Genomic DNA, 23847 nt, shown 5'->3' with positions numbered 1-23847 from the left:
TAGGGAACGATGTTATGCCGCGTTGACTATAAAACCTAATGCTGATGTTATGAATACGTATTCAAAGACTTGCAGTAATCTGCTTTTATTCTGACTTTTATTTTTTAATGCTATGTAATCAAAGGAAATAACGAGTTTGTTTGCTTTCTAAAACCATATTATTACTAAAGTTCACTGATGGGTAATCGGTTGTAACTGTGTAAAAAATGATTACTATGAAGTTGTCACCGTAAATCTTGAAACATAAATAGATAGGGAATATCTCATAAAAATAATTGACTCCAACTCGCTGTGCGTTATCAACCATAGTGCAAGTGTAAGTAGGGGCTTCTCGATAATACATATTATTAGGAATATGAAACAATGAACAAATTCAAGCCAAATATATTAACACTCAGCTTAATAGCTGCGGGTTTATCATTTGCTAGTGTTCCCAGTTTTGCTCAAGATGCTCAAGAAGAAGTAAAAGCGCAAACTGTTAACGTTAACAAACCAAAAACATTAGAAGAAAAAGAAAATGCAGTAGAAGTTATTGAAGTTAGAGGTTTTAGAGGCAGTATTATTAAGTCTTTAAACACTAAACGTTTTTCAGACACTGTCGTTGATGCGATATCAGCTGACGACATTGGCGGTTTACCCGATGTATCTATAGCCGACTCTTTAACACGCTTGCCAGGTGTTACCTCAGTACGAATCGATGGCCAATCAAGCGAGCTGAATATTCGTGGTTTATCAGGTGGCTTTGTATTTTCAACATTAAATGGTCGTGAACAAGTTTCAACAGCAGGTGGACGCTCAGTTCAGTTTGATCAATTTCCTTCAGAATTAATTAAGCAAGCGCAAGTGTATAAATCACAAAAAGCGTCGCTTATAGAAGGCGGTATTGCTGGTACTATTGAACTAGAAACCGCTAATGCACTAGATAATGAAAAAGAAACTAGTTTTCGTTTTTCTGCTCACGGAAATTGGAATGATGCCGCTGCTGGCAATGAAGATTCTGCTGACTTTGGTCGCCGCTTAACTGCTTCTTATCAAGCCAAATTCTTAGATGACACGCTTGGTCTTTCATTGGGTTACGCCGGTATGTTTCAGCCTACTGTATCGAGCCGTTTCGTAAACTATCAATTTGACGACCGAGATTTATCAGAAACATATGATGGCGGTCCAGAAAGTCTATTAGTTTCATCTGGCTTTGAAGTTAATGAACGTGGTGGTGAAGATAGTCGTGATGCTTTTGTTTTAGCGTTAAATTGGGAACCTCGTGATGATTTACGTTTCCAATTTGATGGTTTTCATTCAAAGTTTGACTCAGAAAAATGGGATCGTGGTTTACGTATATCAGGCATAAACAACATTGCCAGCCCAGGACAGTCTTTACTCTTAACCGATCCGCTTATTGCTAACGGCGCACTTATCGGTGGTACCATTGCTCGTAATCCTAATGGTGATGCCATTGCGCCACCTTATAAAGGGTCTGATCGTAGCTTAAATATTCAAACACAAGCCGATGATAATACGACGAACAGTGAATTAAGCTCATTTGGTTTAAAGGGTGAATGGGAAATTAATGATGATTTATTAATGACCGTTGATTTTGCCCATTCTCAAGGTAAAGAGACCAGCAAAGATCAAGTTATGCGTATGGCTTATTTTAAAGACTCTAGCGCAGCAACCCCTATTATTGATAACGACATCATCTTTAGCTATAAACTTAATGGCTTAGAAAACCCTGATTTAGCCTTTAACCAAGACTTTACCGATACCGACCACATGATGGTAACCAGTGCAGAGTCTTACCCAAGTATTGAGTCTAATGAATCAAATGCTGTACGTGTTGATTTCGCTTACCAACTTGAAAGTGACATCTTTAGTTCAGTTGAATTTGGTGCCCGTTTATCGGAGCGTGAATATGAATTGGGCCGTGGTCGTTTCTTATATGGTACTACCGACGCAAATATGCGTAATGGTCAATACATTACTTATTCAGGTACCGATGAGGAAGGTAACCCAATAGAAACAGAACGTTTTGCTCCTTTTCCGTTATCCAATGAAAATTCCACAGTAACGAGTATTAACGGTGACTTACCGGGTATGCCGAGTTTCTTAGCGGTTAATAACAACGATATTTTAAATGTTTGGATCCCAAATGTTGATCGTACGCCAGTACGTGACTGGAATCATAGCTGGACAATGACTCAAAATAATATTGTCGAAGAAGAAGTTACCGCAGCTTACGTACAATTAAACCTAAACGCTGAACTGTTTGGTTTACCGTTAAGCGGCAATGTAGGTCTTCGCTATGTTGGCTCTAAACAAAGCAGCACAGGTTTAGTCAATGTGGGAGCGGGTAATGGTGATGTAATTTATGATGATGTTGGCGGTACAAGCGACGAATTCCGCCGTGAAACAGTCAGCGAAAGTTACCATGATTTACTGCCATCTTTAAATTTGAATATTCAATTATCTGAAGACGACCAATTACGTTTTGCTTACTCAAAAGTTATGTCACGTCCAGATATGCCATCAATGGCTAACAGCGGTAACTTTAGGTTTAATTCAGCGGATGACGGTCGAAACTATATTGATTTAGACAGTTCAACTAGCCCGTCAATACGTCCGTTTTATGCAGATCAAATCGATATTTCTTATGAGCATTATTTCTCTGAAACCGATGGTGCGTTTGTTTTTGCTATTTGGAACAAAGACATTGAAAACATGCCAGGTACAACCACAGATAAGAATTTTGATTATCAGGCTAACGGTATTGCTGTACCAGCAATACCTGACAACAAGACACATGCTGAGTTCGATAGCGAGACAGGAGAGCCCATTGGCGAACCACTCGTTTGGGAAAATGGCACTTATTCACACGCCGCTAATAACGCAGAGGCGGGTTATATTCGTGGTATTGAAATTGGATATACGCAAACTTTTACCTTTTTACCTGATATGTGGAAAGGCTTAGGCGCTAACATCAATTTTTCTTACACCGAAAGTGAAATCGAACGTCCGTCAAATGTACCAGGTGAAGATGGTCAGCCAGGTCCAATCGAAGGTTTATCACCACGCGTATTTAGTGCAACACTTTTTTATGATTACGAAGATTTGTTCACCGCACGTGTTAGTGCGCGTCATCGCGCAGAATACTTGAGTCGTCAAATTGCGATCGGTGATTCACAATCAGCGTATTTCCAAGAAGAAACGATTATTTCTGCACAAATGTCGTATAACTTTACTGATAATCTACAAGGAGTCGTTTCTGTTGATAACTTAACAGACGAACCGAATATTTCTTACTTTGGTGATACTTCACGTACCGGAACAATTCAGTACTTTGGTCGCACGGTTTACTTTGGTATTAATTATTCAATGTAAATGAAAACTAAAGAAGGTGTGGTTGAATCCACACCTTTTTTATTTGTCGATAGTCATGGTAATTTTTTAAGCAGTAAAAATTAATGATAAATTCAGCCTACCCAGATAAAACAGCAGAAAGCACTTCCCCAAAAAAACTTAATATGGTGATTTTAGGTGGTGGTACTGCAGGTTGGATGACCGCTAATTTAATGGCTAAAAAGTGGCAAAACTACCCCGTTTCAATAACGTTAATTGAATCTCCTTCGCTTGGTGTTATTGGTGTTGGTGAAGGCTCTACACCACAATTAAAAAGTTTCTTTGACAAAATAGGTGTAACCGAAAAACAGTGGATGCCGCAATGCAATGCGACCTATAAAAATGGCATATTATTCAATGGCTGGTCAACACGAGTAGGTTTTGAAAGTTATTTTCATCCTTTTACTTCGCTTATCGATGCCCATACGGCTCCTGCCTTTGTCTATAACACTCACTATCGTCGTAAAGGCTTTAACGTCGATTGTCATCCCGATCGTTTCTTTTTGTCTGCACAATTAGCTAAACAAAAAAAATCTGCGGTTGGCGAATATAATTTTCCTTTCGATATTGGCTATGGCTATCACTTTGATGCCATTTTATTGGGGAAGTTTTTAGGAAAAGTTGCGCAGAAAAAAGGTGTTAAGCATATTTTGGCGCAAGTTGATGAGGTAAACGTAAATGATGCTGGCGACATTCAATCGTTAACACTTGATAACGGCGAGGTCATTGCCGGTGATTTTTTTGTTGATTGCTCAGGCTTTAACAGCCTACTTTTACAAAAAACATTAAAAGTACCTTTTATCAGTTTTAAAGATAACTTATTTAATGACAGTGCTGTGACCATCTCTGTAGCAAGAGATGAAAACGCTCAGCAAGGTCTTAACTCACAAACTATTGCTACTGCGATGAAATGTGGTTGGGCGTGGGATATTCCGCTAACTAACCGCACTGGAAATGGCTATGTTTATAGTTCGAAGCACTGCACTGGCGAACAAGCAGAGCTTGAGTTACGAGAAAAACTTTCATTGGTCGATGAAGCCATTGACGTTCGTCACTTAAAAATGAAAGTAGGGCGAGTTAAACAACATTGGCACAAAAACTGTGTCGCTATTGGCCTGTCGCAAGGCTTTATTGAGCCCCTTGAAGCGACTGCTTTACATTTTGTCCAAGAGAGTATTGAAGGTTTTATTGATGATTTTTCTCTTGGTGAATACAGCAATATTTATCAAGATAGATTTAATGAAAAAATGAATCATCGTTTTGATGGCATCCGCGATTATATTGTCGCTCATTATCGCTTAAGTTCGCGTGACGACACCGAGTACTGGCGAAAAAATAGCATAAATCCCAATATTTCTAACAATTTAAAGAAAATAGTACAGTGCTGGGTCGCGGGTGATGATTTAAACAAAGCCTTAGTTCAACCGGGTATGGTGAGTTTTTACCCGCCAGTTTCTTGGCATGCTATCCTTGCTGGTTACGGTATTTTTCCTGAGTTGTCACAAGACAAACGACTCGCCGAAAAATTTGGCGAGCAGGCTCTTGACGCAGCACATAAATATGACTTAGCGCATATAGACCAGTTTATTCAACGCTGTTCAGTAAATTTTGCTGATCACCAACAGTTTATTAATGACAAGCTCATTAATAAATAAAGTTATTGATAGGTATTCATATGAAAAACACGCGATCATCACTTTACGCTTTCCCCTTGCTTTTCTTATTAAGTTTCACACTTACTGCGCTATCAGGTTGTGGTGGTGGAAGCGCGAGTAACGATAAGCCTGTTGAGAAAACAGGTGTTGAAGCACCTGTTTTAATTGGGCCACAAGTTGCGGGTATTGCTGCAAAGGTTACCGAGCTGGCTGCCATTGGCAGCGCTAGTCATCAGTGCCATGGCGTTGAAAATAGTGCGCAATCATTACAGTTTTCGGAAATCTCTCAACAAGCGGGTATTACCTTTAGCCATTCAATGCCCGATGGTGATGGCGTATTAGGTATGTCTGGTGGTGTGGCTGCAGGTGATTTTGACAATGATGGCTGGGTAGATTTATACGCGATAGGTGGTGAAGGGCAAGCCAATGTTTTATTAAAAAATCAAGGTGATGGTACCTTTACTGACCGAGCTAGCTTTTCAGGTGTTGCTCAAAAAAATAAAGGCAGTGGTCCTGCTTTTGGTGATTTTAATGGTGACGGCTTATTAGATTTATTTGTTGGTGGTGTCGGTGGCGATGCGGCAAAGCTTTATGTTAATCAAGGAAATGAACAATACCTAGACATTACTGAAAGCTCAGGTCTGGTACTGCCGGGTAATAATTTTTCAGGCACTTGGGCTGACTACGATAAAGATGGTGACCTTGATTTGTTTGTTCCTCATTGGACCGAAGAACGTAGCGGTTACTTTGCCTATTTTTGGCGGAATAATGGCGATTCAACCTTTTCAGATGTCACCTTTGAAGCCGGTATAAAAAATACCAGTAATGCCGATAAAACCTTAACCGCAACATTCTCTGATATTAATAACGATGGTTGGGTTGACCTACTCTTAGTGACAGATTATGCGCAAACCCGTCTTTACAAAAACAATAAAGATGGCACGTTTACCGATATCACTGACCATGAAGTGATAACAGATAATACCGGCATGGGCTCAGCAGTAGCGGACTACGACAATGATGGCGACTTAGACTGGTTTGTTAGCGCAATATCTTATCGAGACGAACCGGCAAAGTTAGGTTGGCTGTCTCCGGGCAATCGCTTTTATCAGAATCAGGGCGATGGCACTTTTCTTGATAAAACAGATGAGCTTGGTGTTCGTCATAGCTCTTGGGCATGGGCGACTTGTTTTAGTGATTTTAATAACGATGGCTTACAAGATTTATTTGTTGTTAATGGTATGTATGGCGAAAATATTGAAAAAATGTTTTTAGACGACCCTTCTCGACTCTTTCTTGCTAATGGCGATGGTACTTTTAAAGAGTCATCCATCGATGTCGGTATTGATGACAAGTCGATGGGGCGAGGCTTAGTATGTTTTGATTATGACAAAGACGGTGATCAAGATATTTATATTGCTAACCATGATGAGCCACCTAAGTTGTTTTGTAATAATGGCGGCAGTAAGACGGGGCAGAATAACTTTATCAATATCAAATTGGTTGATGCAACCAGTAATTCACAGGCCCTAGGGGCAAGGATATATGTCAGTAGTGGTGATATTCGTCAAATGCGGGAATTAAAATCAGGAACAAATTATGTCTCACAAAATCCGGTTGAAGCACACTTTGGTTTAGGTAAATCGTCAATAATAACCCGTATACGTGTTGTGTGGCCTGATGGCGAAGAGTCAGTGATCACTCAAGTAGCGGTCAATAAATTTGTAACTATCGAGCGTATTTAGACGCTATTGACTAATTATTTAGTCGCGAGCCAATCATTGTTAGAATCAAAATAAGTATAAAAATAATAAGTAGACCTTATGATTAAGTCGAGCAAAATGAAAATAATAAAAAAAATTATCCTGCCACTCATGTTAAGCCCATTATTATTAACGGCTTGTGGTGGTTCAAGTTCAAGCAGTAAAAATGAAGTGATTGTTGCCGCGCCAATAACAATAACACCTGAGCGAAGTGGACAGTCAGTTGCAAGACAGTGGAATGAAGTTTTACTGCATGCAATACGAAATGACTATGCGCGCCCTACAGTACATGCTCGAAATTTATTTCATATTTCATCAGCAATGTTCGACGCTTGGTCTGTTTATCGCCCGCAAGTGAAGCCTTTTTTATGGGGCAATAATGTTGCTGGGTTTAATTGTCTTGCACAATCCGTTGATTTGCCAATCGACATTATTCCTTTTCAAGAGCAAGCGATAAGTTTCGCCAGTTATAAAATGATCAAACATCGTTTTCGCTTATCACCTGGAGCCAATAATATTATTGCCACAGCCGATGCTTTAATGACGCGCTTAGGCTTTGATGTTGATGATACTTCTGTAGACTATGCTAATGGTTCAGCTGCAGCTCTTGGTAATGCTATCGCCCAATGCTATATCAATTTTGGCTTACAAGATGGCGCTAACGAACAACAATTTTACAGTAATCGCCATTACCAATCGGTTAACCCTGTGTTAGCTTTGGGAACTGGCCAGTCGGGTAACCCGACTATTGTTGACTTAAATCGCTGGCAACCCCTCTCTATTCAGGGATATATTGATCAAGCAGGAAACCCTGTTGACGATATGCCTGAATTTCTAAGCCCAGAATGGGGACAAGTTGTTCCATTTTCTTTATCTGCAAATGACAAAACTGTTTTTACCCGTGATGGATTTGACTATCAGGTTTATCATGATCCAGGGATGCCGCCGTTAATAGGTTCAGATACAGCGGATTTATATAAGTGGGGCTTTTCGTTAGTCGCGATATGGTCAGCTCATTTAGATGAGAACGATGGTGTTGAATGGGATATATCGCCAAAAAGTATCGGTAACATTAATAGCTTTCCAACAACTTTTTCTCAATATAATGAGTTTTATAATCAACTTAACGGTGGAGATACTAGTGCCGGTTATACCCTTAACCCAGTAACTAGCCAACCTTACCAAGAGCAGATAGTGCCTCGTGGTGACTATGGCCGAGTACTCGCCGAGTTCTGGGCAGACGGTCCTGAATCTGAAACACCGCCGGGTCACTGGTTTGTCATCCTAAATACCGTTAGCGACCATAATTTACTTGAAAAACGTTGGGCGGGTACTGGCGAAATATTAGGTCATTTAGAATGGGATATAAAAAGCTACTTTGCCATGGGGGGCACTATGCATGACGCGGCAATCGCAGCTTGGGGAATCAAGGGGCGCTACGATTATATTCGACCTGTTTCAGCCATTCGTGCAATGGCCGACCTAGGACAAAGTAGCGATGAGCAGTTACCTTCTTATCACCTTAACGGAATTCTTCTTGTTGATGGTTACATCGAACTTGTTGGAGCGAACGATGCATTAGCAGGGGACAATAAGCAAAATGTTGGAAAAATTAAAATTTATGGCTGGAAAGGCCCCGATTACATTAACAACCCCGCTACTGATAAAGCCGGTGTTGATTGGATCTTAGCTGATAATTGGTGGCCTTATCAGCGTCCTTCTTTTGTAACCCCACCTTTTGCCGGTTATGTATCTGGGCATTCTACTTATTCTAGAGCCGCTGCCGAATTAATGACCGCAATGACAGGTTCACGATACTTCCCTGGCGGAATGAGCGAATTTGACGTCGTTGCCAATGAGTTTTTAGTTTTTGAACAAGGGCCAAGTGTCAATATGACCCTGCAATGGGCGACTTATCAAGATGCTTCTGATCAATGTAGTCTGTCACGTATTTGGGGAGGTATTCATCCACCTGCCGATGATATTACCGGTCGCTTAATTGGTGAGAAAATAGGTAAAAATAGTTTTGAATTTGTACAAGACTATTTTAATCAATAACCTTTAATGCGACTGCAAATAATAAAAAGAGAATAATAAAAAATGTTGGCCATTCAAAAAAACCTTAGTAAATCTTTCTATATGCTATTGAGCCTACCCGCAACAGCGATGGGGTTTGCTTTATCAGTACAGATATCAGCGCTTAGCTGGATATTAACTACTCAATACGGTCTTGATATTCATCAGGTTGGCTTAGTGTGGGCCGCAGGACCTATTGCGGGGATTTTAGGACAAGTTATAGTTGGTATTATTAGTGATAATGTTTGGTTTTGGAATGGCCGTCGCCGTCCGTTTATCCTCATCGGTGGTGTGTTAGCCGCTATGATGTTATTGGCTTTACCCAATATTGATATTGTTTCTTCATCACTTGGCATCTCAGGATTGCTCGGCGTAGCGATTGCTGTTGCGTTAACCTTAGATTTATCGATAAATATTAGTTTTAATCCAACACGTGCCATTATCGCGGATGTAACCCCTGAAGGTGATGCTCGCACTAAAGGTTATACCTGGATGCAAACGGTATCAGGCTCTTTTGGTGTATTGGCTTATGCGGTTGGTGCTACGTGGGGGAACTTTATACTTATTTATTTAGGCGCAGGATTAGTGTTTTTTCTATCAATATTAGCACCTTTTTTTATTAGTGAGCCCAAAGAATTATTAGTAAGTCAACGCGATGTTGTTCAAGAGAAAGTTTCGTTTACAATGGTATTGATGAATATAAAACCCTTGTGGGGCTTCATTATTTACGATATTTATGCAATGGCTTTACAAATATCAGGTATAAAAACCGATCATTACTGGGCTGAAGTTATTGCGGCAATCATTACCTTGTATTTTGTTGTTATTACTTTATTTGCTAAAGAGAGTCGCAGTGATAATAGCATTGGTTTTAGAAAAGTATTAGCCGCTCATTCCTTCAGTTGGATTGGCGTACAAACGATGTTTGTTTTTATTATTGCTTTTCTTCAAGACAAAATGCCAAGTTTGTCAGACGATGATTTAGGCAAAGTTATCGCGATGAGTTTTCTTATTTTAAGTGCAGTGTCTGCTTTATTACCGGCATTTGTGCTTGAACCGATCGCTAAAAAAATAGGACGAGTCAAAACCCATACCTATTGCATCGCCAGTATGGCTGTTGGTTATGGATTAGTCGTCATGTTTGGAGATGTAAAAGAAGTGCTTTACTTACTTATGGCGCTATTAGGAATTGGTTGGTCTGCTATTATTAGTTTACCGTTTGCCATTATGTCTGAAAAGGTTGAACAGTCTCGTATGGGCTTATATATGGGCCTATTCAACTTGTCTGTTGTATTACCACAGTTGTTAGTCAGCTTAGCGATTGGTTTATTCATCAGTAAAGTTGCCGATAAAAGTGTAGTGTTTCAAATTAGTGCTATTGCACTCGCTATTTCAGCGTTGGCTTGGACGAAAGTACAGGAACATTCAAAAGCTTAATTCAGACAAAGATAAGCTTATAAAACGATAAGTATTAAAAGACTTATCGTTTTTTGTATCGATTTAATAACAGCAATTAAAGATTCTTTTCGTTTAATTATTAGCCCTCTATAGACAAGTGCCCCCAATTTAAATTATAAAATGTGCAACGTTATACTTTAGGAATTAAGATGAAATTTTTTCAACCGCTAGCTTTATTATTTTTTTGCTCTGTAATGGCTTTTAATGTTCGTGCCGATATTAATGAAAATACCACCATTAACGACATTCATCAGCAAATGCAAAGTAAACAATTAACCAGCGAACAATTGGTGCAATTCTATTTAAAACGCATTGCGACATATGATGACAAAGGAATGACGCTAAATTCAGTGGTGCAATTAAATAAAAATGCCCTCAAGCAAGCTAAAGCACTTGACCTTTATTTCCTTAAAAATGGCTTTAAAGGCAGCTTGCATGGTATTCCTATTCTGCTTAAAGACAATATAGATACTACTGATGGTATGGCAAACACAGCAGGTTCAACTGCTTTAGCCAATAATTTTCCAGATGATGATGCTTTTTTGGTTAAGCAACTCAAAGAAGCTGGCGCGATTATCTTAGGAAAAACCAATCTAAGTGAATGGGCAAACTTTCGCTCAACTGCTTCATCAAGTGGTTGGAGCGGTTTATATGGACAAAGTAAAAACCCTTACGATATAACAACTAGTCCTTGTGGCTCTAGTTCAGGTTCTGGTATTGCTGCAGCGGCTCACTTTGCTACGGTAACAATTGGTACTGAAACTGATGGTTCAGTGACTTGTCCAGCGGCAATAAATGGTGTTGTTGGAATAAAACCAACCTTAGGTACCGTTAGCCGCGACGGTATTATCCCCATTGCGCATAGCCAAGATACAGCGGGTCCTATGGCGAGGAATGTAACCGATGCGGTTATTTTGTTAGCGGCAATGGTAAAAGCAGACCCAAGTGATCAAGATGTAATGTCTTCAACGATAGATTACCTCTCACACTTAAAGCTTGATGGTCTTAAAGGTAAGCGTATCGGTATTGCTCGAAATCTAATGGGTTATCATCAAGGGCTAGACAATGTTTTTAGTCAGGCAGTGCAAGACCTTAAAAGCCAAGGTGCGGTGATCGTAGACGACGTTAATTTTGAAAACAAAGATCAGTGGGGCGATGCTGAATTTGAAGTGCTGCTTTATGAATTTAAAGACGAGCTCAATAAGTATCTTTCAAAAACAGCACCAGGCATGCCCAAATCACTCAGTGAAATGATTGAATTCAATAAAATAAATGCTGATGTTGAAATGAAATATTTTGGACAAGAAATATTTTTGATGGCACAAGCTAAAGGGGATATTACTGATAAAGTTTATCTTGATGCACTCGCTAAAGCGAAACGTTTAACACAACAAGCAGGTATTGATGCGTTACTTGAAAAGCACAATCTTGATATGATTATTGCCCCAACTACAGGACCCGCGTGGAAAATTGATTGGGTTAATGGCGACCATTATTTAGGTGCTGCATCTTCTGCTGCGGCAATATCAGGTTACCCTCATATTACGCTACCTATGGGCTATGTACATGGCTTACCTGTTGGGTTATCAATGTTTTCTGGCAAGTTACAAGAAGGTATCTTGATTGAAGCTGCTTTTGGTTATGAACAAGCGACTCAACATCGCGTTGCGCCAAAACTACAGTAATTATCTCTGGTAAATTAATAACAAATAGATGAAGTAAATAATGCAAATGTACGGTCTATATTTTTAGTACAAACATTTACTTCATCTAAGAGTTTAAAATTATGGTTGATAACAAAAAATATATACCTGTCATTGTCACTTTGCTTTTCTCGATGCTTTTTATTAATAACGCTTTTGCCGAGCAGACTTCAATAAACGTTGGGCCTAAAGTGGGTGATAAAGCACCGGCTTTAACAGTAACAGATATAAAAAAATCAGTGGTTAACATTACTGACCTAACCGCGGAAAAAGGATTGATCATCTTATTTTTTCGTTCAGCTGACTGGTGTCCCTTTTGTAAACGCCACTTAATTGAATTCAATGAATATGCTGATAAATTTAAAGCGTTAGGTTACGGTGTTGCTGCTATTTCTTATGACAGTACTGACATCTTAAATGGTTTCTCTAAAGCGCATCAATTAACCTATCCTTTGTTGTCAGATCAAGCGGCGGCGACGGTAAAAGCCTATGGTATTCTCAATAAAGATTACCAAATGGGCGATGATAATTATGGTATTCCTTATCCTGGTGTTGTGATTATTAACCCCGCAGGGACTATCGATTATAAATACTTTTTTGAAGGTTATCGCAAGCGTGTAAAGTTTGTCGATTTATACCAGCAGTTAAGTACCATCAAATAAGCGATAGATTTTCATAGTATTAAGCCTCTACTTTTTAAAATTTAAGAAATAGAGGCTAAACAATAATAAATAGATAATAATTGAAAAAAATGTTTACTTTCACGTTTAAGCTGTTTATAATTGTCTTGTTAATTATCCCCCTCTCGTTTATTTAACCTATTATCCCTTGTTATTAGTACTTGTGATAATCAATGTTATGTCTTTCCCTTTCACAGTCAGTCATCACTCAAATTACTAAGCCTAAATTGTTGTCTGAGGTTATCAAGATCCATTATTTCTTGATCAGATATTTATAAATATCTAAACGTTTTCACACAGTAATATGGCTTTTATTATTAATGCGCAGCAGCGCAAATTAAAGAGTTTTATTATGTCTTATACATATAAAGGAATGATTTATTCAATTAAATCACCTATTAATTTCATTTCAGTTAACAAACATAATGTTGTTGTTAACGATCAAAATGGTACTAAGTTAATCAAGTTTGGCAATAACACCGATTCTAAATGTTTTTTAGAATGGATATACCAAGCTTAATAACAAGATAAACCCTCAATTCAACACCATGAATTGAGGGAATGATTAAAGTCGAATCTTAGCGGTATAACCACTAAGCTTCGGCTAAATTGCTACTTTTACTTCACTTCAATTATTCACTCCCCTGATTTATCCGATTTGGCTAATCTAGCTACAAGATTTTTTGCAATTTCTTTCAAGATTTATTAAATTATATTTATCTACAATATCAATAAATGATTAAGTTATCCTATGTTACGATTTTGATGCTAGGGTGTTTTACTTAGCTATTCTCTAGCCGATGGCTTCGTTAACTGATATTAATAAAGATTAAGTTAACGAATTAAGACAAAGGAACAGCATAAATGAACAGTGTTAAGCATGATGGTCTCGACTTTATCCCTTCAAAGGTTGTCTGCATTGGCCGAAATTACGTCGAGCATATTGAAGAACTAAACAATGAAGTTCCCGCAGAGCCGGTCGTTTTTATTAAGCCTAACTCCGCCATCTCTAATGAGATAGAAAACCATCAATCTGATGAAATACACTATGAAGGTGAGATCAGTTTTATTATTAAGAACAATAAAATCTCTGGTATAGGCTTTGGCTTAGATCTGACAAAAAGAAAACTTCAAAATGTACTTAAATCAAAAGGTCTACCTTGGGAGCGAGCTAAAGCTTTTGATAAATCGGCCGTATTTAGCAACTTTGTTAACTGTGATGGTGATTATAAAAGTTATAAGATGGAGTTATTTATAGATAACCTTCTTATACAATTCGCTAATTACCCACTGATGATTAACAAACCTGAAATGTTAATCACTGATATACAAAGTTTCTTACCCCTTGAAGATGGAGATATTATTATGACTGGCACGCCTAAAGGTGTGGGCATTATCAATTCGGGGCAGTTATTTACCGCTAAAATATATAAAAATGAAGAAATTATTATTGAACAATCTTGGCTTGTTCAATAACTTTACAGGCGCTAGATAAAAAGGGCCATTAAACTTAGCGTGTCAGTATTATTACCTGTTTTATAACCTTAGTTAAAATTAAGTAAAATGCACGTTTTATGAAATTAATTCAGCAAGAATATGCGAGATAATGATCATCGTTAACTTAATTTTATCAAGCACTTAAGTTACAAGTACCCGTAATGCACTTAAAGACTATATACCTTTGTCGAGGGGGTGGGGCATAGGCTAAATACAAGCGTGTTATAGCTCTAATTGATAAATTTAGCCTTTGTGTGATAAAAATATTATTAGTGCTTTATTTTTTTGTCAAACTTGTAACCTTTATCTTGTGTGTAACATCTAAAATAGTATCGAGAGTTAACGGGGAATCCCTTTGATCGCGTTAATCTAATCATTTCCCTATAACTGAAGACTTTATGAACAATGAACCACTAAAAAAACCTTATTCAGACTTACGCCTTGCTGCTATGGCGCCTAATACATTGTTGGGAACACTGCTGAAAATTACCGGGCCTTTTTGGGATAAGTTATTAGGGATAAGTAAACTGCGCAGGGTTTATGAGTCTTGTGAATTATCTGGATTAAACAAACAAGAATTTTCACAAAAATTACTCGATGGTTTAGGTGTTCAGGTTTCTGGTGTTGATGGTGTTTTGGCAAAAATACCGCAACGTGGCCGTTGTATTATTGTCTGTAACCATCCTTATGGCATGATTGAAGGGGTTATTGTTGCGCACTTATTAACCGAAGTTCGTGCTGATACTAAGGTCATGGCAAACGTCGGTTTAACAATATTTAAAGAAATTAAAGATTACTTTATCTTTGCTAATCCACTAAAGCCTAAAGCTTTGATCAATGGCTTAGCAATAAAACAATGTTTTCGACATCTCGAAAAAGATGGCTTGTTAGTCATATTTCCTGCAGGGCGTGTTTCTTTTTTTCAAGCGGATAAACAACGAATTGCCGATGCTGATTGGAATCGACTCGCAATTAAGCTTGCCACAAAAACAGACTCGCCTATCTTACCTGTTTTTATATCAGGTGCTAATAGCAAGCTTTTTCATAATATGGGTAGAGTTTATTATCGTTTTCGACTACTAATGTTAGCGCATGAAATGTTTAAATTACAAGCACATAACATCGCTTTAAAAACCAATAATCTGCTCACCATAAAGCAACTTAATGAATTTAATGGTACTAAAAGAATGAATGATTTTGTCCGCTTACAATGCTATTTAAATGATGATAACTATTTTAGCCCTTGGCTTGAGCATGAGCAAAGAACATCATTTGAAGCGGTTATTCCTATGGTGGATAAAAAATTAATGATAAAAGAGCTTGCTCAACTGCCTGAAATACAACACTTATTAGATTTTAAGTCATTTTCTGTCTATTATGGTTATCAACAACAAATTCCGCATTGTGTAGAAGAAATCACTCGATTACGAGAAATAACGTTTAGAACTTTAGATGAAGGGAGTGGTGAAGCGTGCGATACCGATAAATTTGATGCAACGTACATGCATTTATTTATTTTTGATCATAAAAATGAAGAGATTATTGGTGCCTATCGAATAGGACAGACCGACCTTTTACAAAACAATGGCGATGTATCACAACTTTATCTTGCGCAAATGTTTGATTTTGCGCCTGAGTTTATTAATCAACAACAACCTTGTTTAGAAATGGGCCGCTCATTTATCATTGCTGCGCACCAAAACAGTTTTCATGGCTTATTGTTATTATGGAAAGGCATTGGCGCTTTTGTCTGTCAAAACCCACATTACCGAACATTGTATGGCACGGTATCATTAAGTAAACTATATGATCCTCGCTCAGTTGCCTTAATTGATGAAATTATGGTGACAGATAAAGAGGGCGTTAGCGCTAAAAAATCCTTTGCCGGGCAACTTCATCCAGAAGTAAAAGACTTTATTAGTGCAGCACCTGTCTCGTTAAATCAGTTGTCGGCCTTAGTGATGGGCATCGAAGAAGACGGTAAAGATGTCCCGGTATTATTGAAACAATATTATAAGTTAGGGGCTAAATTTCATTGCACGGGCATAGATGTTAATTTCAATGACACGCCAGGCTTGTTGCTTAGTGTTAATTTACCAGCTGCACCTGACAAGCTATTAAAACTTTATTTAGGTTCATCTAAAACCGCGTATATAAATTATGATAAAAGTGATGAGCTAAGTGCCATTTGAGAATAATAAATATTAAGCGAATTCAATACTCTCTTCTTTTGGAGACAAAACTGTGTGAGATTTTTGTACAACATTATCAAAGTACTCAAAACAAATTTCACTTTCTTTAGCGAAATGATTTTTTATTGATAAGTGAGAGATGCTGACTGTTCTCGCATCTTCTCTTTGCATATTAACCGCATACTTACCGTCTTTTTCTGTTGAAAAATGAAAGTCTTTGTGTTGATTTGATAATGATTCGTTACCATTAACGGACTGTTCAAAGCGATATTTTCTCATTTGGCTGACATCAATAAAATCAAGACTTGATGATGTTATTGGTAAGTCAGCCTTACCATCTACGCTTACCTCAATAAGTTGTTTACCATTCCACTTTACGCAGTGAATTTTGGGTTTTTGAATCGATAAATCTTCAGGAAATATGCACAGTTGAAAAGGTTGGAAAACCTTTAGGTCCATAGTTTCTAATTGCTTAATAACACTCGTTTGGTTTTGCAGTAAAGAAAGAATAAGTTGCCCACGACTGATCACGTTATCGTGATTATTTGTGGGTGCTTGGTAATTATTTAATAAAGCGAGTGATAAGCCTTTTTTGCTGACAGCTATCCAGGTACCAGCACCAACAGGGTCTACAGGATAAATAGCGCCATTTATTGGATAATATTTAGGGGGTGTAGCTAACAAGCGAGAACGTTGTTCATCACGATTGAAAAATAATTCATAACCATTATCATTGAGTAAATACGTTAAGGTACACATTTAATTAACCACAGATAAAAGTTTGTTTTTACTTTTTACATCAGTAGGTTGTTCATTACACTCTCTTAAAAAAGTTGCAGTAGCAGGCGCTAAGCCAAAGTCTTGGGGTAACTCGGTTGCTTGTAGCGCATTTTTTTGAACAAAAGTTATCTGGGCAATCATCGCATAGTGATGAACAGCATGGCTGCCGACAAAAACTAATTCTCTAGCAACAGAGGTTTGTAGTTTTTGCACATTTTTATTGGTTACCGAGACTTCTGTCGCTAATGTTATCGCTTGATTGAGTTCGTCTTCGGACATGCCTTGAATCCAATTCGCTATTTCATTTAATTTAGCGATAGCAAGTTCAGGAGACAACTCTATTTGGCCACCACGCACCCTAAGATCATAGTTAATCAAGTTATTTTCAATACCTGACATTATTGCTAAATAATGATCAATAATATGTCGCATATGAGTGCCTGCAGAGCTGATAAAGTTAGGCTGAACGATTTGCGTATAATTTTTTTTAGAGACAGTATTAAGATACAACTGACCTTGTTCAATAATTTCCAATTGACTGATGATCATTCTTTTTAAATTTCCAATAGTAGAATTAATAAAATGAACTATTTAGACGTTCGACTCTTTAAGATAGCTTGTATAAGATCTTCTGGGACCTCAGGGCTCTGCTCCGCGCTAATAAACCCTGCTTGAGAAAGACGAATGGCTTTTTTGTAGCCCTCTAAATAATCTCTGCATTCTGGGCACATACTTAAGTGCAGTTTAAATTTAAAGCTTTCAATGTAAGATAAATTACCGTCATGAAAATCATATAGAAAGTTGTCAACCTCTTCGCAGGTCAACATACCTGGCATGTGCTGGGTTATTAATCGTTTAATCATTAACATATCAGTTTACCTTCCAATTTTTTTCTGCGCTCTTTATGTCTTCCTGTTCTAAAATAGCTTTTAAAAGTAACCTAGCTCGGTGTAATTGAGTTTTCACTGAAGCTTCAGATATTGCTAAAATTTCAGCCGTTTCTTTGGTACTTAGTTCTTGGATGTCTCTAAGCAGTAAAACGTTACAATATTTTTCAGGAAGTTGGTAAATAATATTATTAAGCGATAATTTTGTTTCACCTTTTTCAAATAGCATTTCAATATTATTATTTAGGTTATCGTTTAAGCTATGGCCTAAACTATCGGCAAATTGCGTACGCTCTCCATAGTCATTGTATTGCTGATAAAATGTTTCTATTGAAGTGGTGTTTTGCCTTTTTCTTTGTCGAAGCATCATTAGCGCTTCATTTACCGTAATACGGTGCAGCCAAGTCGACAGGTTTGAATTTTTTTTAAAGGATGTGATGTTGTTAAAAACTTGAATAAAGGCTTTTTGTAAGCACTCTTGTGCATCGTCATCAGTGGAAAAAAAACGCCATGCAAGGGTATACATTTTTGCGCTGTATTGGCGTACTAATGCCTCGTAAGCGAAAGCATTATTATTGATCAGCCCCTCAACTAGTTCATCTTCTTTATCAATATCTTGGCTTAAAGTAGCGGAAGATTGTTTTTTCAAAAAAGTTGTAACCTTTTTAATTTTAGCGCATCTACTAACTAAGTTAACGAATAATTAATTGAAAATCACTCTTTAATTTTATGGCTGTTTTTTTAGTGTCATTTTTGATAAAGAATAAACATTGAAAACACAGTTAATAGGCCTTAGCCTTGTTAAATAAAACTAAAAAATTGATGGTTAGTCCTACTCTTTTTAAGGATGTATTTAGTACCAGTATTTTGAGGGCGGCTACTAAAAAAAGTGCAGGTTTGAATGATTTGTTAACACTTAACGAAGCTTAGAGTTAGCGTTTACATTTCTGATGGTATCACTAGCAACAGCCCCCTTTTTTCTGTCATTAATGTTCACGAGAATAGTCGCAGCCGTTACGGTACATTGGGATGATGGCTGGTAAGCGATAACAGACTCAAGTGCACTTTTACCCATGAAAGAATTATTGACCTCTGATAAGTTAGTTATCGTAAAAGAAGTACTACAAAGCACATTTATTATGCGAGGACTTTAACTATTAATAGATAAAAAGTGTTAACAGGAAAAATTGTTTACGGGTACCTAATTACTGTAATTAAGTTAAAAGATAAGATGCTCTACTTTGTCTCTATTGCGTAATATAAAGCATTGTTATTGAGTCGTCATAATTCCCAATAACTTACTTTTGCATTTCATGGCTTGCATAAATTTTTTCTATTGAGCCATTTTGTTTTAATTCTTTGATCACTTTATTTACCACATCTTTTAGTGACTTGTCTTTAAAAGCCATATTAGAGTAGGTAAAGGGCCATAAATAATGTACGGTAAAATTGTTACGGGCTATGCTCGCTTCATCACTATAATATTTATTCTTTAAATCATACCAAAATATGTTGATATCACCGACTCTAATCACCTTTTCTCCAGAAAGCATCAGTAGAGTGGTATCTTTAGGGTGGGCATGCTCTGAATATTTTGTATTTTCTTTTGCTATATTCTTAAATTGTTCACCAAGCAGCTCTGTGGCTCCTTGGTATGCGGCAATAGACTTTCCTTGCAAGTCACTTATATTATTAATAATTAACTGAGCTGACTTTTTCGAAACTGCTACATCTCTAAAGCGAAACACTGGCTCTGATAAGTAGGCTTTTACTTTTGAACTGGGAAAAATATTAGAAGCAACATCAATTGACTTACCATAGTTAATTTCATGTAATATCCGGTTATTACTCATGGGGATGTATTGCACTTCATATTGTGGCAGCTCTTTGAATATTTCATCAATGATTTCAACAAATAAGCCTCGTGTGCCTTTTTCAATAAAATAAGGAGGAAAGTTACCGACACCCACTTTTATGACTTGCTGCGCCGTTGACACCGTTGAGAATAAAAGTAGATAGGTAAAAAGTAGGCCACTTAATATTTTTGACATGAATATAACACCACAACTAATTGTTCATTGATTAAGAGTGTAGTTAAATAATAGTAAATAAGGTAATTTAAATCTGTTGATATTATTAATCTTTTATTAATAGATTACAGCAAGTTTTAGGCTTTTAGTTGGCGGTGAATCATAATCGCGTGCATCATACTAAGCCGCGTTTATTCTCTTAATCGCGCGATCTGCTACCGACATCATTCAGTGATTTCTTATCAACTAAAATAAACTCGCTATTTAGTCTGCCATTACCCTATAAAGCTTAGCTATAACAGCGTAGGATAACACTACTTTAGATAAAAACTTAGGTTTGCACTTCAGGTGCACTAACATAAATAATTATGCAACTAACAGCAAAAGCATCACTTACTAACGCTTTACTTATTTCTATTTGCACACCGCAGTTTAAAGGTGATGAAGCAACAGAATCACTTGCAGAGCTTGCGCGCTTAGTGACAACGCTTGGTTTCAAAGTCGTTGGCACTCAGTCTCAAAAGCAGAGTTCGACTAAGAAAGTTAATGTACTGGGCTTGGGAAAATTAGCAGAAATAGCTCACCTTACGGGTAACCAGGGTGTCGTTGAAGGCTTGAATGACGCTGATGATTTACTCGATGAAACTGACATCTCTGCTGTACCTTCAGATATTCCATCAGAAAACCTGCCCTTTGGTTGTGCAGATGTCGTAGTCTTTGATTGTGACTTAAGTCCATCTCAACTGCGTAACGTCGAAAATCAGTTAGGTGTAGAGGTGTTTGATCGCACCGGTATTATTATTGAAATATTTAGTCGTCATGCCCGTACTAAAACAGCAAAGCTACAAGTTGAAATTGCTCGTCTTAATTATGTAGCACCACGACTTCGTGAAACATCATGTGGTGATAAAGAACGTCAGATGGGTAAAGGTGCTGGTGAAACAACGCTTGAACTTAACCGCCGAGCAGTACGCGACCAATTAGCCGATCTTAAACGCGAGTTAGTCAGTGTTCAACATGAAATGAAAGGCCGACGTACTCAACGTTCTGAGCTTTTTTGTGTGGCATTGGTGGGGTATACCAATGCGGGTAAATCATCAATGATGCGAGCGATTACCGGTAGCGACGTTGTTGGTGAAAACAAACTTTTTGCAACGCTTGATACCACCGTTCGTGCACTATACCCAGCCACACAACCACGGATATTAGTGTCAGACACGGTAGGGTTTATTAAAAAGTTACCGCATGATTTGGTTGCCTCATTCCATTCAACCTTAGCTGAAGCTCATGATGCTTCGTTGCTCTTATATGTGGTTGATGCTTCTGATGCTTCCTTTCGTTCACAACTCGATGTTGTGCACGAAGTACTGGCAGAAGTGGGTGTTGAAGACAGTAAAAAATTACTGGTACTCAACAAATCTGATCAACTTAGTATTGAGCAACAACAAGCTCTGATGGAAGAGTTTCCTGATGCTATGATCACCTCTACTCGAAATTCTCTTGATATCACTAAGCTGCATAAATATATTGTTAACGCAGCGCAGGACGATATGATTGAAGATGAGATTATTATTCCTTATACCGCGAAAGGTATCATAGGTGAAATTCGATCGAGCATGAGTGTTACTAAGGAAGATTATGAGTATAGTCACATTAAACTTACAGTACGCTCAAACGCGATTGATTTAGAGAGATTAAAAAAGCGCATGCAGAACTTATAAAGTGATGGCTGTTCTGTTCATTAATTTGAGCCATTTCTCTGGTGAACTTGGTGATTTATTGCTGAGTCATTGATGTTCTAGCATTATACACGGATAAATATTTAAAAAATCTAAGGTTTTACGAATGTATCAGTATGGTGTTTGAAGGTTAATTCATTTGAGTTATATCAATCAAGTAACCATTGGCTCTATACTGATTTTATTTTCGAGCCACTTTATCTGTGTGGCTTCATGGTCACGTTTAAAAGCATAGTTTTTATTGGCGACTTCAATATTTACACCTGAAAGTATTGACTGATATGCTGCTAGCTCAAAAGCCTCTAAATGCTCATTGATATTATTCGATTTTTCTAGCCATTCTTTATTGAGTTTACCTAATAAGTATAAGTGCTTCTTTAATGCATGGGTAATACGGTCTATCTGTTTAGTATTTTTGTTATCTAGGTCCTTAGTCTTTTGTAATAATTTATATATTCTAGGTAAGCGCCTAATTATTTTATAGTTTACTTCATCTGCACTTATTCTTAATTCTTCGACAGTATTGGGCCAATAATTGAAATTTAAATAGGTAATTGCTCCAGAGGCTGAGCCAAGAGTGCCTATATGAACAGAACCTCCTGTGAGTACTCGAGTACCAAACAACTTTCCATCCGCTTTGCCATTAGCGATATTACCCACCCATAAATCACCCTCAACAGTAATTTGGCTATGAGAAATATATTGTGTAATGCAAATATCTTTTTTACAACAAATGTCGACATATTGTGCAAATTGCGCGCTAATATCTCCATCTGCTTTGATCACTGTACTGTTTTTTAACTGATTTTTTTTTGATATTTGTCGACCAATAATGCCCAGTGCAATTGATATGTTACCGCCAGCAGAAATTGAGGCGGTTTCAACTAACCCACCAATAACAATGTCTTCAGTGGCGGATAATTGCATACCTTCACAAACATTGCCTTGCACATAAATAGAGCCATCAAAACGAATGTTTCCGGTGCCAACATCTATATTTTCAATTTCTAGTAACTTGTGCACCGCGACACTATTATCTAAATATTTTGGCATACCATCAATATCAGCAACAATAATGTTATTGTTTTCATCTAAAAAAGACGAACCTTCAGACTCCTCTAGAAAACATGTTTCACCTGGTAATGCATCTATAGCCGTTCCGGTTACATCAAAGCCTTTAACACCATCGGTTGGTGGTATTAGCTTAGCTAATTTTTTACCTGCTTTTACATGAACTAAATTACCTAATTCACGCATATCTACATTGCCATTTTCGAGTTTTTTAGGACACCTAATTTGCTTTGCGGGGTCATCGACTAAATATTTTATGTAACCATCCTTTCCATTTCTGCTCATTTTTCCTTTTGCTATTTCGGTAGATATACTTTTACCTCCTTGAAGTAGCCGCCCCTCTTTTATAATATTGATGAGGTTTTCTTTGATGATACCCTTGGTTATATTGTTTTCTTTTAATACATTAATAACATCAGCATTTTCAATAGCCTTACCACCATAAGCTGCGGTAAACTGTAATGTAGCTGACATATTTTCAGGGCCCAACGTGATATTTAAATTCGCATCAACAGCATTTGCTATGATTGAACTTGTACCTGTCGCCGTTTTGGATTCATCACTCTCATCACTTTTAGCCACTTCTGCTAATAATAGCTCCATCGCCCCATCAATCAGTAAAAAAGTAGAATATGTAGATAATTTAAATGTTGTTTGTAGTTTTTTTAAGTTAGCTTTGGGCTGTCCTTTAACAGGCGTGATGGTCATTAATAAATCGTTATCTTCGTTTTGAAGTGTTAATTTTATATCACACATATATTTTTCATTTATTTTGACTGTATTAATATCAATTTTTATCATTAAAATTGAGGTTAATTGCTAATACATAAAGTGTTTACGGTTATTACTATAATATTGTTTATCATTTGAATACTAATAAATTCAGTTTATTCAGTTTATTCAGTTTATTCATTGAATTTATT

18 protein-coding genes are annotated in these 23847 nt (G+C 37.3%); 11 read left to right on the top strand and 7 right to left on the bottom strand.

What is annotated here, in order from left to right; genetic code table 11:
- Positions 1–363: 363 nt before the first annotated feature.
- The 10 genes from H4J66_RS04135 (at position 364) to H4J66_RS04090 (ending at position 16417) form a co-directional block, all read left to right on the top strand.
- On the top strand, positions 364–3375 hold the full coding sequence (locus H4J66_RS04135) for a TonB-dependent receptor (protein WP_182170970.1): 3012 nt from the start codon (positions 364–366) through the stop codon (positions 3373–3375).
- 83 nt (positions 3376–3458) lie between these two features.
- The gene (locus tag H4J66_RS04130; RefSeq protein ID WP_259368669.1) at positions 3459–5048 is read left to right on the top strand and encodes a tryptophan halogenase family protein; all 1590 of its coding nucleotides are present in this window, start codon (positions 3459–3461) and stop codon (positions 5046–5048) included.
- A 20-nt stretch (positions 5049–5068) separates the two neighbouring features.
- Entirely contained in the window at positions 5069–6793 is a 1725-nt protein-coding gene (locus tag H4J66_RS04125; protein WP_182170967.1) for a CRTAC1 family protein, read from the top strand.
- 96 nt (positions 6794–6889) lie between these two features.
- A complete protein-coding gene (locus H4J66_RS04120; RefSeq protein ID WP_259369055.1) occupies positions 6890–8869 on the top strand; it encodes a vanadium-dependent haloperoxidase in 1980 nt (659 codons plus the stop codon).
- Between the two features lie 42 nt (positions 8870–8911).
- A complete protein-coding gene (locus H4J66_RS04115) occupies positions 8912–10324 on the top strand; it encodes an MFS transporter (RefSeq protein WP_070374398.1) in 1413 nt (470 codons plus the stop codon).
- Positions 10325–10494: 170 nt separating this feature from the next.
- Complete coding sequence (locus H4J66_RS04110; RefSeq protein ID WP_182170961.1) at positions 10495–12030, top strand: amidase; 1536 nt, start codon at positions 10495–10497, stop codon at positions 12028–12030.
- Between the two features lie 101 nt (positions 12031–12131).
- Positions 12132–12710, top strand: coding sequence for a peroxiredoxin family protein (locus H4J66_RS04105; protein ID WP_259368667.1), 579 nt, complete (start codon positions 12132–12134; stop codon positions 12708–12710).
- A gap of 370 nt (positions 12711–13080) precedes the next feature.
- Positions 13081–13248 carry a hypothetical protein gene (locus H4J66_RS04100; RefSeq protein ID WP_182170958.1) on the top strand — a complete coding sequence of 56 codons (168 nt, stop codon included), beginning with the start codon at positions 13081–13083 and terminating at the stop codon, positions 13246–13248.
- Between the two features lie 344 nt (positions 13249–13592).
- Positions 13593–14204 (top strand): fumarylacetoacetate hydrolase family protein, encoded by a 612-nt coding sequence (locus H4J66_RS04095; RefSeq protein WP_182170955.1) that lies wholly within the window; start codon positions 13593–13595, stop codon positions 14202–14204.
- Positions 14205–14623: 419 nt separating this feature from the next.
- Positions 14624–16417 (top strand): lysophospholipid acyltransferase family protein, encoded by a 1794-nt coding sequence (locus tag H4J66_RS04090; protein ID WP_182170952.1) that lies wholly within the window; start codon positions 14624–14626, stop codon positions 16415–16417.
- Positions 16418–16429: 12 nt separating this feature from the next.
- Here H4J66_RS04090 and H4J66_RS04085 read toward each other — a convergent pair whose 3' ends face one another.
- From H4J66_RS04085 to H4J66_RS04060, 6 genes are all read right to left on the bottom strand, one after another.
- Positions 16430–17176, bottom strand: a complete 747-nt coding sequence (locus H4J66_RS04085; protein ID WP_182170949.1) for an NRDE family protein — start codon at positions 17174–17176, stop codon at positions 16430–16432.
- Positions 17177–17746, bottom strand: a complete 570-nt coding sequence (locus tag H4J66_RS04080) for a hypothetical protein (RefSeq protein WP_182170946.1) — start codon at positions 17744–17746, stop codon at positions 17177–17179. It lies immediately after the preceding gene.
- Between the two features lie 38 nt (positions 17747–17784).
- Positions 17785–18066: an anti-sigma factor gene (locus H4J66_RS04075; RefSeq protein WP_182170943.1), complete on the bottom strand. Its 282-nt coding sequence runs from the start codon at positions 18064–18066 to the stop codon at positions 17785–17787.
- Position 18067: 1 nt separating this feature from the next.
- Positions 18068–18733, bottom strand: coding sequence for a sigma-70 family RNA polymerase sigma factor (locus tag H4J66_RS04070; RefSeq protein ID WP_182170940.1), 666 nt, complete (start codon positions 18731–18733; stop codon positions 18068–18070).
- A gap of 267 nt (positions 18734–19000) precedes the next feature.
- A complete protein-coding gene (locus H4J66_RS04065) occupies positions 19001–19159 on the bottom strand; it encodes a hypothetical protein (protein ID WP_182170937.1) in 159 nt (52 codons plus the stop codon).
- A gap of 223 nt (positions 19160–19382) precedes the next feature.
- Positions 19383–20135 (bottom strand): ABC transporter substrate-binding protein, encoded by a 753-nt coding sequence (locus tag H4J66_RS04060; protein WP_182170934.1) that lies wholly within the window; start codon positions 20133–20135, stop codon positions 19383–19385.
- A gap of 347 nt (positions 20136–20482) precedes the next feature.
- Here H4J66_RS04060 and hflX point away from each other — a divergent pair, with 347 nt between their 5' ends.
- A complete protein-coding gene (gene hflX, locus H4J66_RS04055) occupies positions 20483–21835 on the top strand; it encodes a GTPase HflX (RefSeq protein ID WP_182170931.1) in 1353 nt (450 codons plus the stop codon).
- Between the two features lie 171 nt (positions 21836–22006).
- Here hflX and H4J66_RS04050 read toward each other — a convergent pair whose 3' ends face one another.
- Positions 22007–23680 (bottom strand): DUF342 domain-containing protein, encoded by a 1674-nt coding sequence (locus H4J66_RS04050; RefSeq protein WP_182170928.1) that lies wholly within the window; start codon positions 23678–23680, stop codon positions 22007–22009.
- Positions 23681–23847 lie beyond the last annotated feature (167 nt).

Origin of the sequence: Colwellia sp. MB3u-55 (assembly GCF_014076785.1) — a bacterium.
Classification (GTDB): domain Bacteria; phylum Pseudomonadota; class Gammaproteobacteria; order Enterobacterales; family Alteromonadaceae; genus Colwellia_A.
Note: the sequence above shows the minus strand (reverse complement) of the source record. Positions and strands in the feature narration are given on the sequence as shown.

Bases quoted from the DNA above. Each gene is read 5' to 3' on its own strand.
- H4J66_RS04135 (WP_182170970.1), top strand. From the start codon at position 364: ATGAACAAATTCAAGCCAAATATATTAACACTCAGCTTAATAGCTGCG.
- H4J66_RS04130 (WP_259368669.1), top strand. From the start codon at position 3,459: ATGATAAATTCAGCCTACCCAGATAAAACAGCAGAAAGCACTTCCCCA.
- H4J66_RS04125 (WP_182170967.1), top strand. From the start codon at position 5,069: ATGAAAAACACGCGATCATCACTTTACGCTTTCCCCTTGCTTTTCTTA.
- H4J66_RS04120 (WP_259369055.1), top strand. From the start codon at position 6,890: ATGAAAATAATAAAAAAAATTATCCTGCCACTCATGTTAAGCCCATTA.
- H4J66_RS04115 (WP_070374398.1), top strand. From the start codon at position 8,912: ATGTTGGCCATTCAAAAAAACCTTAGTAAATCTTTCTATATGCTATTG.
- H4J66_RS04110 (WP_182170961.1), top strand. From the start codon at position 10,495: ATGAAATTTTTTCAACCGCTAGCTTTATTATTTTTTTGCTCTGTAATG.
- H4J66_RS04105 (WP_259368667.1), top strand. From the start codon at position 12,132: ATGGTTGATAACAAAAAATATATACCTGTCATTGTCACTTTGCTTTTC.
- H4J66_RS04100 (WP_182170958.1), top strand. From the start codon at position 13,081: ATGTCTTATACATATAAAGGAATGATTTATTCAATTAAATCACCTATT.
- H4J66_RS04095 (WP_182170955.1), top strand. From the start codon at position 13,593: ATGAACAGTGTTAAGCATGATGGTCTCGACTTTATCCCTTCAAAGGTT.
- H4J66_RS04090 (WP_182170952.1), top strand. From the start codon at position 14,624: ATGAACAATGAACCACTAAAAAAACCTTATTCAGACTTACGCCTTGCT.
- H4J66_RS04085 (WP_182170949.1), bottom strand. From the start codon at position 17,176: ATGTGTACCTTAACGTATTTACTCAATGATAATGGTTATGAATTATTT.
- H4J66_RS04080 (WP_182170946.1), bottom strand. From the start codon at position 17,746: ATGATCATCAGTCAATTGGAAATTATTGAACAAGGTCAGTTGTATCTT.
- H4J66_RS04075 (WP_182170943.1), bottom strand. From the start codon at position 18,066: ATGTTAATGATTAAACGATTAATAACCCAGCACATGCCAGGTATGTTG.
- H4J66_RS04065 (WP_182170937.1), bottom strand. From the start codon at position 19,159: ATGGGTAAAAGTGCACTTGAGTCTGTTATCGCTTACCAGCCATCATCC.
- H4J66_RS04060 (WP_182170934.1), bottom strand. From the start codon at position 20,135: ATGTCAAAAATATTAAGTGGCCTACTTTTTACCTATCTACTTTTATTC.
- hflX (WP_182170931.1), top strand. From the start codon at position 20,483: ATGCAACTAACAGCAAAAGCATCACTTACTAACGCTTTACTTATTTCT.
- H4J66_RS04050 (WP_182170928.1), bottom strand. From the start codon at position 23,680: ATGTGTGATATAAAATTAACACTTCAAAACGAAGATAACGATTTATTA.